This window comes from Anaeropeptidivorans aminofermentans (assembly GCF_940670685.1).
Classification (GTDB): domain Bacteria; phylum Bacillota; class Clostridia; order Lachnospirales; family UBA5962; genus Anaeropeptidivorans; species Anaeropeptidivorans aminofermentans.
Genome location: NZ_OW711693.1, coordinates 3,673,727 through 3,685,348 on the forward strand (window position 1 = coordinate 3,673,727; position 11,622 = coordinate 3,685,348).

Here is an 11,622-nt window from a genome sequence, read left to right on the forward strand (position 1 = left end):
CCCATTAAACAAAAATTTTTCAAAATACATTGACAATTATCTATGCGTTGGCATATAATGACACATAGACAGTTATCTATGTGAGGTGATTTTATGAAAAATATTTATTCCCAAAACACAGCCTTTTTCAAAGCATTAGCAGATACAAACCGCTTGATGATTGTTGATATGCTATCTTGCGGCGAGATGTGTGCATGTGAGATTTTAGAAAAGTTTAATATTACGCAGCCAACATTATCTCATCACATGAAAATTCTTTGCGATTGTGGCTTGGTGAGCGGGCGTAAGGAGGGAAAATGGACTCACTATTCTTTGAATGAAAAAGCATTTGCAAATTTCAAAGAATTTTTGAATGTAATAACCAGCCCTAAAGCAGATTGTATTTGTAATTGTAAGGAGGTATGTAGTTGTGAGTGAGAAACAACAGACGCAGGGAATTAGCTTTTTTGAAAAGTATTTGACAGTATGGGTATTGCTGTGTATGGCAGCGGGTATTTTTATAGGTAAATATTTGCCCGGTGTCCCTGACTTTTTAGGGAAGTTTGAATATGCACAAATTTCTATTCCTATTGCGGTATTGATATGGGTTATGATTTATCCCATGATGATGAAAGTGGATTTTAAGTCTATAAAAGATGTAAGAAAAAATCCGCAAGGGCTTATTATTTCAGCAGGCACAAGTTGGCTGATAAAACCGTTTTTGATGTTTGGCCTTGCAACATTTTTCTTTTACGTTGTTTTCAAATCCTTTATCCCTGCCGACCTTGCACAAAATTACGTTGCGGGAGCTGTTCTTTTAGGTGCTGCCCCCTGTACGGCAATGGTTTTTGTTTGGAGCAATTTAACAAAAGGCGACCCCGCCCACACGTTAGTACAGGTAGCGGTTAATGACCTTATTATTCTTGTGGCATTTGTACCTATCGTAACGTTTTTGCTTGGCATAAATAATATGTTTGTGCCGTGGGATACCCTTATTCTTTCCATTGTTTTGTTTGTGGTTATCCCGCTTGTTGCCGGTGCGCTTACAAGAACACTCGTTATTAAAAATCGTGGCGTAGATTATTTCAATAAAAACTTTGTACCAAAGTTTGATAGCATTACCACAATCGGTTTGCTTCTGACACTTATTATCATATTTACATTTCAAGGTGACGCTATTTTAAGTAATCCGCTTCATGTATTGCTTATCGGTATTCCGTTGGCATTGCAGAATGTAATTACAGCCGCATTTGCTTACATCATGTGCAAAGTCTTTAAGCAGCCGCATAATATAGCTGCTCCAGCCGCTTTGATTGGCGCGTCTGATTTCTTTGAATTGTCCGTTGCAGTAGCCATCGCCCTTTATGGGCCGACTTCGCCGGTTGTGCTTGTTTGTACAGTTGGCGTACTAACAGAAGTACCCGTCATGCTTGTGCTTGTAAAGTTTGTAAATAAAACGCGAAGTTGGTTTGATGATAATAAATCATCTTCGGGCGAAATTGTCAAAAAGCCATAATAGAAAGGGGGGACAGTCTGCAAAATGAAAGAAATAAAAATAGATTTTTTATATCTTGATTTGAACACTTGCGAGCGTTGCGTTAGTGCAGATAGCGCACTTAACGAAGCCGTTAACATTCTATTGCATGTTTTCCTTACGCCGGATTATTCGGTAACGGTCAACAAGGTAAACATTACCTCAAAGGAACTTGCCGTAGAAAATCGCTTTGTTAGCTCCCCTACAATCAGGGTAAACGGTGTGGATATTTGCAATGAGGTAAAGGAAAGCAATTGTACCGATTGCGGGAACTTGTGCGGTGATAGTGTGGGTTGTCGAGTATTCACTTATGAGGAAAAAGACTATGAACAACCACCTGTCGCTTTGATTGTAGATGGGATTTTGCGTGTCATTAACGGAAAACAGGCAATTGAGGAAGTCCCCTATGCTTTACCTGATAATCTAAAAAACTATTTTTTAAGGAGAGATTTAACTATGAAAAAAATGTCTATCTATGAACCTGCTATGTGTTGTGAAACAGGAATTTGCGGTGTTGGCGTTGACCCGGAACTGATACGCATATCTACGGTATTGAACGCTTTGAAAAAGAATGGCGTTGGTATTGACCGCTTCAATCTCAACAGCGCACCAATGGCTTTTGTCAATGACAAGGTAATCAATGCGTTTATTAACGAAAAAGGCGTTGACGGGCTTCCTGCCGTTACACTGGACGGGAAAATTATTATTACAGGCCGATACCCCACTAATGATGAAATAATCAAATTGCTTGAAATTCCTGAAAGCTATTTGACCGAGCAAAAAGAAACTAAACAAAATAACGGCTGTTGTTGTTCAGACGGTCAATGCTGTTAGGGGGACAAAGCTATGAGAACATTTAATCCCCAAGAAATACCTTTAACAAAGTATCTGTTTTATACCGGCAAAGGCGGCGTAGGTAAAACTTCCGTTGCCTGTGCTACCGCTTTAACTCTTGCTGATAACGGTAAAAAAGTTTTACTTATCAGCACAGACCCCGCTTCCAACTTACAGGACGTTTTCAATACGGAGCTTGACGGCAAAGGTAAACCTTTAGAGGAAATACCAAATCTCATTGTCGCCAATCTTGACCCGATACAGGCTGCGGCTGAATATCGCGAAAGCGTTGTCGCTCCCTATCGCGGCAAGCTGCCGGACGCTGTAATTACCAATATGGAAGAACAGTTATCCGGCTCATGTACGGTTGAAATTGCTGCCTTTAATGAATTTTCCAACTTCATTACAAGCGGAGAAGTTGAAAAGGAATACGACCATATTATCTTTGATACCGCACCCACAGGCCATACCCTTAGAATGTTGCAGCTTCCGTCTGCATGGAGCAACTTTATCAGTGAAAGCACACATGGCGCGTCCTGCTTGGGGCAGCTTGCCGGGCTGGAAGATAAAAAGGATATGTATAAAAAGGCGGTGGAAACGCTGTCTGACGGTAATAAAACTACCCTGATACTCGTATCCCGCCCGGAAGTTGCGCCACTAAAAGAAGCGGAACGGGCTTCAAAGGAGCTTGCCGATTTAGGCGTTCATAATCAGGTTTTGATTATGAACGGTGAACTCACAGTGCATGATGATGTAATTTCTGAAAGCCTGTACCAAAAGCAACAGGCCGCACTTAATAGTATACCTGATAGTCTAAAAAACATTACGACCTACTCAATCCCGCTTAGAGCTTACAATATCACAGGGATAGAAAACATACGCTCCCTACTGATACAAGACCGTGCTATTGTTAAAAGCGAGGGTTTGAAAGCACAGACTATTCCGCATTTGCAGAATGTTGTTGACGAGCTTGCAGCGTCGGGGAAAAAAGTTATTTTTACAATGGGTAAAGGCGGTGTGGGAAAAACAACTGTTGCGGCGGCTATCGCATTGGGATTATCGACTAAAGGGAAAAAGGTACATCTTACTACCACAGACCCCGCCGCCCATCTTAAATTTGTCCTTGATGAAAATAGCGGCGTAACCATGAGCTATATCGACGAACACGAAGAACTTAGAAAATATCAAGAAGAAGTTTTGAGCAAAGCGCGAGAAACCATGTCTGATGATGATATTGCCTATGTCGAAGAAGATTTACGTTCCCCCTGCACACAGGAAATCGCTGTTTTCCGTGCGTTCGCGCAAATTGTAGAGAAGTCCGAGGAACAGGTTGTAGTCATTGACACCGCGCCGACAGGCCATACCCTGCTGCTCTTGGACGCGACGCAGAGCTATCATAAAGAAATAAAGCGGTCACAGGGCGAAATCCCCGCATCGGTTAAAAAGTTGCTTCCGCGTCTACGCAATGAAATGGAAACCGAGGTTATTATTGTTGCCCTTGCCGAAGCAACACCTGTTTATGAAGCCATGCGGCTTGAAGAAGATTTGAAGCGCGCCGGTATTCATAGTAGGTGGTGGATTATTAACTCGTCCCTTTATCATTCCGGCACTACCAATGCCCTGCTTAAAGCGAAAGCAAGCAATGAAATTGAATGGATTAACAAGGTTGACGAACACACAAACGGCAATTTTGCGGTAATCGGTTGGAGCGCAGAAGAATTGAAAGGCGAAAAACTTCTTGCGCTGTAGGAGGTAAATAAATGGTCAAAGTAGCATTTATATGCGTTCACAATTCCTGCCGAAGTCAAATTGCCGAAGCTCTTGGAAAACACTTTGCAAGTGATGTGTTTGAGAGTTACAGCGCAGGAACAGAAGTTAAAGACAAAATCAATCCTGACGCTGTACGATTGATGAAATCCTTATATGGTATTGATATAGAGCAAAGGCAACGCCCAAAGTTACTGGCAGAAATCCCGCCCGTTGATATTGTTATTACAATGGGCTGCAATGTGGAGTGTCCCTATCTTCCATGTAAACGCCGGGAAGATTGGGGACTTGTAGACCCGACGGGAAAAAGTGACGCGGAATTTATAAAAACTATCTGCTTGATTGAAACAAAAATCAAGGAACTTGAAAATGAATTAAGATAAGAAAAATACTGCCGTCACATACCAATGACGGCAGTATTTTTGTATAGTAAAGAATGGGGGGAGTAAAATTATGGAAAATTGGATATTGACGGTAGGCTGCCCGAAAGAAGAATTTGTCGCTTGTCAAAAAGAGTGGTTACGCTACAATATGCTGCTTCGTTTAGTCAAAACAATGCAAGAAGCTGTTGAAGAAATAACTAAAAGTAATTATCTCTTGTTCAGCATTTGTATTAACCCGCATGAATACTTGCCTTACATACAACTTATCCGCGAAATAAAACCTATACCTATCATGATTGTTCCCCGTGAATATAGTGCATTGGATAAATTAGAAGCTATCCAGTTAGGGGCCGACAGTTATCTTGAAATGCCTAATTCCTTAGAAGAATGTGTTGCTTCCGGGTGGGCACTTGTGCGTAGATACACCGAACTAAATTATAAAAAGCAAGAGCATATCAGCATTATTAGTAATAAAGATATTTTTATTTGCTTGGATTATCGAAAAGTTTTCATACGGTCAATTGAAGTGAATTTAACACGAATAGAATTTGATATATTGCAGTTGCTTATGTCAAATAAAAAACGTGTTTTTACTTATGAACAAATATTTTGCCATGTTTAGGGCAATGATTATTTTGATAGCACAAATAGTATATTGTGGAACCATATCAAGAGGTTAAGGCAAAAACTTAAAACCGAACTTGATATGCCGGATTATATAAAAAACGTCCATGATTTAGGTTATGTATTTGACCCTGAATAATCGGAATGTCGAAAATTGTGAAAAACGATAGTCAAATAGTAGTCAAAAGACAGTGTAAAAATAGTTTGTGATTGTATAGTTAGCCTTAGAAAGAACTACGTTACGAAAACCGCGGCTAACGGTTAAAATCACAAGCATAATTACACTATCACTATACAAGCGGCGGTTTTGAAAATTAAAAATCAAAGCCGCCGTTTTCCTTTTGAAAAATTGGACAAGCGGAGGGTGTATTAAAGCTACCCTTTTTTAGGGGCGCGGCGGTAACAGGGAGGTTGCCGCCGTGTTCTGTTATACCTATCGACAAAATAATACTTACTTCGCCCTATCAAAAAAAGCCCTTATCCACACAGGGTGTATCACACGCATCAATGTACCTACACATGTTACATGATAGGAAATATTCGCCCATATCTCTGCGCCCCGTTGGATTGTATCCAGCCGGGCGCATTTTTATGTAAAGGAGGTTTTTTTCAAAAACTTTGCGTTGAGTTTTGCAGTTTCGCAATCCTCACCGTAATAGTGGCGAAAGGGGAAAAACCATCACCGCCCTTGCAGAAAGGGGGTGAGAATGTGACACCCTCAAGCCACGAGCGAAACAAGCAACACGCCTTTGACAGCTTTTGCAAAAAGATACTCAAGCACGAAGCCCGCGACCATTACGACGAAATGAAGCGGCAGCGTGAACGTGAGGTATCCTTTTCGGAGTTGTCGGCGCGTGAGATGGAGCAGCTTTACACAGTGGACAGTTATTTTGCCACGGAACAGGTTTTCAATGTTTTAGGCTATGATGTAGTCGTCAATGACGAGCTTATCGCCGAAGCCCTGCGGAACCTGCCGGAGCGCAAACGTGACATTATACTGCTGGCCTATTTCCTTGAAATGTCTGACCGGGAAATCGGGGAAAAGATGCACTTGATACGCGCTACCGTCCAGTACCAGCGGACAAGCACGTTGCGGGAACTAAAAAAGTATTTGGAGGAAAACGCTAATGAACAGTAAAACCGCAAGTAATTTGCTTCCGTATCCTGTTATCGTGCTGGCGGCAAGCGGCGACGTTGACGCTATCAACGCTGTTCTCAAACACTACGAGGGCTATATAGCCGCCTTGTCCACAAAGCAGCTTTACGATGAAAGCGGTACAGCGCATTTGTGTGTTGATGAAGCTCTGCGCCGTCGTCTGGAAACGAAGCTGATTACCAAAATCTTGACTTTCAAAGTCGCATAAATCCTTTTGCCTGTGCGGGAAGCGTGCCCCCCTTTCCACACTTCCCGTCCACGGGCTTTTCGTGTTGTCAATCGGTAGAAGCCCACCGGGAGCCGGTGAAGTTTCTACGGCCTGACAATGGCCTTTGTACTTTGACAAAGAAAGCCCGCAAGAGAACGGCGGCGCAGTATAGGCAAAATTGGATACGTTCGGTTTATGTCGAGCCGGGCGGCGGGTGCGCCATGACCTCTATTGTAGAGAGAGCGACCAACACCATGCCGTAATGCAAGCGTGGCAGCTTGCGGGCGAGGAAGCATAGGTCGGTATATTGATACTCCCTTACAGTCACAGTCCGAGCGTTCAAAGCGTCACAGGCAATGAGTAGGGCTGCGTGAGAACCACGCAGGGGTGAAAGTCCCGTGAGGTTGCGCCCGCAACCGTCCAATTATGCCTTTTTCATTTTAACTATTCAATGAAAGGGGCTTTGTCATGGAGAAATCCAAAGAAGACGCGCCCGAAGCGTCCGGGCAAAATCCTTTAGAGGATACGCGAACATATACCGTACAAGGCAAGACATTTATCGTCGAGCCTGTTTTCAAATCTGGTGTAAAAGAAACTGTTGGCACAATCCTTTTGCGGCTTATCCAATCGGACACGCAAACGCCCTAACAAGACGATTTATAGGGTGATATAAGGTAGTCTAATATGGTACAATAGTTACAGGGAATATTGTCTATTTGACTGCCGGAAAGGAGGGCTTGTGAAACAGTCGAATGGCAAGGCAAAAATCTATTATGCCACAGATTTAGAGGTTCGGTACAACAAGAAAGACCGGGAGAAAACAGCCTTTATCTATGTGCGTATTTCCCGTGAGGACGATTTAGAAGCCGAAAGTTACAGCATACAGAATCAAATTAAGCTCTTAACCCAGTTGGCGACGGAATACGGCTATACCGTTTTGATTATTTTCATGGACGACGGTATTACAGGCGTAATCGCCAAACGCCCCGGTTTTCAGAATATGCTTGCAAAGCTGGAACAGCAATACGCAGCGGCGTTATTCGTCAAGGATTTATCCCGGCTGTACCGCAACCGCACGGAAGCCGACAAACTGATTGATGATTTCTTGCCGGAGCATGAAATACGGCTTGTATCTGTGGGTGACAGCATTGACACCGCCGAGGGCGACGACGAATTTATCTTTCTGCGTAATTGGGCGAATGAGCAATACGCCCGTGACATTTCAAAAAAACGCCGCCTGTCAAACAGGGTAAGGGGCAACGCCGGTGAACCGCTTTCCATGCCGCCCTACGGGTACATGAAAGACCCGGAAAACCCCAAACGCTGGATTGTGGACGAGGAAGCAGCCGCCACCGTTCGCCGGATATTCAGCATGACGCTGGACGGCTACGGCACGGAGCAAATCGCCGCCGCCCTGTCTGCCGACAAAATTCTAACGCCTATGTTCTACTGGCGCAGCAAAGGCGTGAAACGTCCCGGCAAAGTGACTGACCGGGAGCCGCACAAATGGAATAGTTCAACCGTCGTCAAAATCCTGTCTTTACAGGAGTATTGCGGGGACGTTATCAACTTTAAGACCTATTCCAAATCATTCAAACACAAAGAGCGGTTACCTAACAGCGAGGAAAATTGGGCAATTTTTAAGGACGTTCACAACCCCATTATTGACCGTGGGATATGGGAACAGGTGCAGCAGAAACGCGGCAAGGTGCGAAAGCGCGTTACCAACGAGGGCGAAAAGAGTATGTTTTCCGGCCTTTTGCGTTGTGCTGATTGCGGGAAAAACCTGTGGTATCATTTCAATCAGAAGAACCACGATATTAAGTATTTTAACTGTTCTAACTACAAGGGCAATCGCGGTACTTGCACAAGCACACATTATGTCCGTGTTGACTTTTTGGAACAGGTTGTACTTGGTGAGATACGCCGCCTGACGCAGTTTGCAAGCCGGTACGAAACCGAGTTTGTCAAGGCGGCAATCGGGCAATCACAGCAGAACATTGAAGCAGAACGAGAAGCCTTGCGGCGGGAGCTTAAAGCCTTGCAGAAACGCGACGCGGAGCTTGATAACCTGTTTCAACGGATTTACGAGGACAACGAAAGCGGCAAAATCACCGACGAGCGGTTTGCGAAAATGTCCGTGAGTTATGAAACGGAGCAAGCCGAGCTTGTCCAGCGCGTGAAAGCCTTACAAATGGAGCTTGACAAGGAAACTGATAAATCAATGTCAATGGATTTGTTTATCGCCAAAGTACGCAAGTACACCCGCGCAAAGAAATTGACGCAACGAATGCTAAATGAGCTTGTGGACTACATAGAAGTGTGTCAAGCCGAGAAGATAGACGGCGTACACGTTCAAAAGCTCAAAATACATTACAACTGCGTTGGCTCCATAGAGATACCTAACGTATTGCCACTTCCGCAGCCGGAAGTTTTGATACAAACGAGAAAAGGAGTAGCTGTTAGCTACTCCCAATCTCAAAACGTTGCTAATTTTTGAGTGTTCGGCATTTGAAAAGCCACGAACTTCTCAAATGCTGTAAGAACACTCGCAATGCAGCGGATAACAGTATCTAAAATGTCCTGATTGGAAAGCAGTAATTTCTTTTCTATTTTCTGTAAAATTCTAAAAATTGCAAAGCGGGGCAGATTCGTATGGTACATAATGCGATTTGCAAGTTCAAAATCACTTTTTGGGATAATAGGCTCCTCTTCATAGCGATTCAGGACTTTCGTATCCCTGCCGCTAATAACGATGCGCCCTGTGTCGTCTGCCTCCACTTCAGCGCCTTTGATTTCATATTGATTTTGCACCTTGCGGTATAATAAAAGCGCATTGATTTCATTGATGCACTCATCAATAAACTTCTCTTTATCAAGATTAAGCCTATAAATAGTCCGTTTAGACAATTGCTCAGCTAAGCTCCTGAAAATCTTAAAAAAGCTTTCTTCGGAGCAATAGGAGCGTCTGCTGTTTTCCATCGGCTCATTATCCCCGTTACGGATATGGATTTTACTGCTGCCTTTTTCTACCATGCTTTCTTTAAAGGCCTTCATAATCATTATACAGTGTTCTTTTAATGTAGCATCAGTAAATAAAATATTTCCGTTTATTTGATTTGCCTTGCCTGTCAGCATGTTTTTTGAGTTGATAATGCCGGCGAAGAAAAGCTCCTCCCGCAGCTTATCAACAAGCTTGGCATTTATCTTATCTATGGGCACGCCTGCCTTTTTCAAAGTGACTGCAAGAATATCCGGCGTAACCTCATCTTTCTTAAAGTTCATGGCGTCATTAAAATCCTTTTGCAGTCTGTCGGCAAAATGGGCAAAATTATCATTGGCAATAATCGTAAGCTCGTTAATGGCAGAATCTGTGCAGCGTACGCCGTTAATATCCACCGGAAGCCGTAATCCACGCCCGATTTCCTGTTTTTTTGCAATATCGCTTCCGGCATTTTTAAGGGTACAGATGGTGAAAATATTGGGATTATCCCATCCTTCCCGCAAAGCGGAATGAGAAAAAATAAAGGCCAGCGGCTCGTCAAAGGAAATCAGCTCGTCCTTCTTTCTAAGAATCAGCTCAATTCCCCGGTCAATATCCTCCTGGGATTTTGTCTTTATTTTCAGCTCTTCTTCCGGAAGGCTTGAATCCCAGCCTTCTACTTCAACCGCATTTTTATATTTATCCACGGCAAAGTAGCCCTCCCGGACTTTAAAAATTTCATCAGGACCGGCAAAGGAATTAAGGGCTTCCTTTAGGTTCTCAAACATTTTCTTTCCATTTTCCCCTTTAACCGCCCTTTCATATTCTTCATCAAAAATACGCAGATAATCACCGCGGCCGTCACTTCTCGTATTGTCTCGCACCTTTGAGACATTATCTACGAAAAACAATGTCAAAACCTTTATCTTCCGCCCTTTACGCAAAATCTCTGTCTGCTTTTTAAAGTGATTTTCAATGGCAAGGCGTATTTGAATTCGGACAGCTTCGTTTTCGGTAATTTCGTAGGTACTGTGACCGGAAGCTAATTCAATAGTTTCATTTCCTGCAGAAACCTTCAGAGGCTTCAGCTTATGGGGGTCTTCTGCAATACGGTAATCTGCATATTGCGGCAGGCCCCCCGATAAATCAAAAAGCGATGCGTTTCCCCGGACTTTAAAGGTCTCAAAGCGGATGCCCCGCCCTTGCTTTTGGGAAAACATCTCAATCCGTGCGTAGAGGTCCTTTGTAAAATCAAGATAGCGGATATAGGGAAAGTCCTTTGGAATAACGCCGTTTATTGTTTTAACCTGAATTTGTTTCACAAGCTCTTTTTTATAGGCATCATAGGAATTAAGCTTATAAATCTGATTATATAGCTTCTTATGGGTTGCCGAATAACGCAAAGTAAAAAGAGGATTTATGTCTTCAATGGCTTGCAAGGACTTGGATTTTTTACTTTTAGCCCCTTCAATTTTCTGGGGCTCATCAATAATTACAATCGGGCGTATCTGTTTAATATCCGCCCACAGCACCCTGCCGTATTCGTCCTCGGCACGGATTTTATTGCTGTCTTTATTAAAGGCCTGTATATTCAGAATACAGAGGGATAAGTCCTTTGCCTCTACAAAGCTGCTGATAATACGATTTGGATTCTTGCTGTCATAAATAAAACTATGCTTCGTAAGGTCCATATTATAAATGGCCTTAAAATGCTCTTTTAGCTGCTGAATGGATTTTTCCACCCCCAGCCGAATGGGAATGCTCGGCACTACAATCATGAACTTTTTAAACCCGTATTTCTGATACAGCTCTAAAATTGTACGAAGGTAAACATAGGTTTTCCCTGTGCCGGTTTCCATCTCTATTGTAAAATTATTATCGTAAAGAGCTTTGTCGGCATACAGGCCGTTATCCAGCTGCACTGTGCGCAAATTTTCAAGCATTCGGCTGCCTGAGGAAATTTCAGCATTGGAAACGGGGTCGCCTTCTGCAAGGCCTTTAATATAAGACGCCGGCTCATAGAGCCCTCTTATTTTTTTAGGGAGGCCGTCAAAAAGCCTGACAACAGAATTGATTGCGTCAAGCTGATAGTCAAGCTGATCATCGAACTGAAATTGTATCTTTCTTCTTTCTTTCGCCATTTAGCCGCCCCCC

10 protein-coding genes and 1 pseudogene are annotated in these 11,622 nt (G+C 43.1%); 10 read left to right on the forward strand and 1 reads right to left on the reverse strand.

The window, feature by feature from the left end; translation table 11 throughout:
* The first annotated feature begins 93 nt into the window (after window positions 1-93).
* The 10 genes and pseudogenes from NBX03_RS15500 to NBX03_RS15550 all read left to right on the forward strand — a co-directional run bounded on the left by NBX03_RS15500 (window position 94) and on the right by NBX03_RS15550 (window position 8,985).
* Window positions 94-417, forward strand: a complete 324-nt coding sequence (locus NBX03_RS15500; RefSeq protein ID WP_250228668.1) for an ArsR/SmtB family transcription factor — start codon at window positions 94-96, stop codon at window positions 415-417.
* The gene (gene arsB, locus NBX03_RS15505) at window positions 410-1,495 is read left to right on the forward strand and encodes an ACR3 family arsenite efflux transporter (protein WP_250228669.1); all 1,086 of its coding nucleotides are present in this window, start codon (window positions 410-412) and stop codon (window positions 1,493-1,495) included. Before NBX03_RS15500 ends, arsB begins: the two co-directional genes overlap by 8 nt.
* 24 nt (window positions 1,496-1,519) lie before the next feature.
* Entirely contained in the window at window positions 1,520-2,347 is an 828-nt protein-coding gene (gene arsD / locus NBX03_RS16040) for an arsenite efflux transporter metallochaperone ArsD (protein WP_330638429.1), read from the forward strand.
* Between the two features lie 12 nt (window positions 2,348-2,359).
* Window positions 2,360-4,096, forward strand: coding sequence for an arsenical pump-driving ATPase (arsA, locus tag NBX03_RS15520; RefSeq protein WP_250228670.1), 1,737 nt, complete (start codon window positions 2,360-2,362; stop codon window positions 4,094-4,096).
* Between the two features lie 11 nt (window positions 4,097-4,107).
* Window positions 4,108-4,497, forward strand: coding sequence for an arsenate reductase ArsC (locus tag NBX03_RS15525; protein WP_250228671.1), 390 nt, complete (start codon window positions 4,108-4,110; stop codon window positions 4,495-4,497).
* Between the two features lie 292 nt (window positions 4,498-4,789).
* Window positions 4,790-5,260 (forward strand): annotated as a pseudogene (locus NBX03_RS15995) (response regulator transcription factor).
* 570 nt (window positions 5,261-5,830) lie between these two features.
* A complete protein-coding gene (locus NBX03_RS15535) occupies window positions 5,831-6,259 on the forward strand; it encodes an RNA polymerase sigma factor (protein WP_250228673.1) in 429 nt (142 codons plus the stop codon).
* A complete protein-coding gene (locus tag NBX03_RS15540; RefSeq protein ID WP_250228674.1) occupies window positions 6,249-6,485 on the forward strand; it encodes a helix-turn-helix domain-containing protein in 237 nt (78 codons plus the stop codon). Before NBX03_RS15535 ends, NBX03_RS15540 begins: the two co-directional genes overlap by 11 nt.
* 468 nt (window positions 6,486-6,953) lie before the next feature.
* A complete protein-coding gene (locus NBX03_RS15545; RefSeq protein ID WP_250228675.1) occupies window positions 6,954-7,133 on the forward strand; it encodes a hypothetical protein in 180 nt (59 codons plus the stop codon).
* A 91-nt stretch (window positions 7,134-7,224) separates the two neighbouring features.
* Window positions 7,225-8,985 carry a DUF4368 domain-containing protein gene (locus NBX03_RS15550; RefSeq protein WP_250228676.1) on the forward strand — a complete coding sequence of 587 codons (1,761 nt, stop codon included), beginning with the start codon at window positions 7,225-7,227 and terminating at the stop codon, window positions 8,983-8,985.
* Here NBX03_RS15550 and NBX03_RS15555 read toward each other — a convergent pair.
* Window positions 8,964-11,609, reverse strand: a complete 2,646-nt coding sequence (locus NBX03_RS15555) for a DEAD/DEAH box helicase family protein (protein ID WP_250228677.1) — start codon at window positions 11,607-11,609, stop codon at window positions 8,964-8,966. The genes NBX03_RS15550 and NBX03_RS15555 overlap by 22 nt on opposite strands.
* Window positions 11,610-11,622 lie beyond the last annotated feature (13 nt).

Bases quoted from the DNA above. Each gene is read 5' to 3' on its own strand.
- NBX03_RS15545 (WP_250228675.1), top strand. From the start codon at position 6,954: ATGGAGAAATCCAAAGAAGACGCGCCCGAAGCGTCCGGGCAAAATCCT.
- arsD (WP_330638429.1), top strand. From the start codon at position 1,520: ATGAAAGAAATAAAAATAGATTTTTTATATCTTGATTTGAACACTTGC.
- NBX03_RS15500 (WP_250228668.1), top strand. From the start codon at position 94: ATGAAAAATATTTATTCCCAAAACACAGCCTTTTTCAAAGCATTAGCA.
- NBX03_RS15555 (WP_250228677.1), bottom strand. From the start codon at position 11,609: ATGGCGAAAGAAAGAAGAAAGATACAATTTCAGTTCGATGATCAGCTT.
- arsA (WP_250228670.1), top strand. From the start codon at position 2,360: ATGAGAACATTTAATCCCCAAGAAATACCTTTAACAAAGTATCTGTTT.
- NBX03_RS15540 (WP_250228674.1), top strand. From the start codon at position 6,249: ATGAACAGTAAAACCGCAAGTAATTTGCTTCCGTATCCTGTTATCGTG.
- NBX03_RS15525 (WP_250228671.1), top strand. From the start codon at position 4,108: ATGGTCAAAGTAGCATTTATATGCGTTCACAATTCCTGCCGAAGTCAA.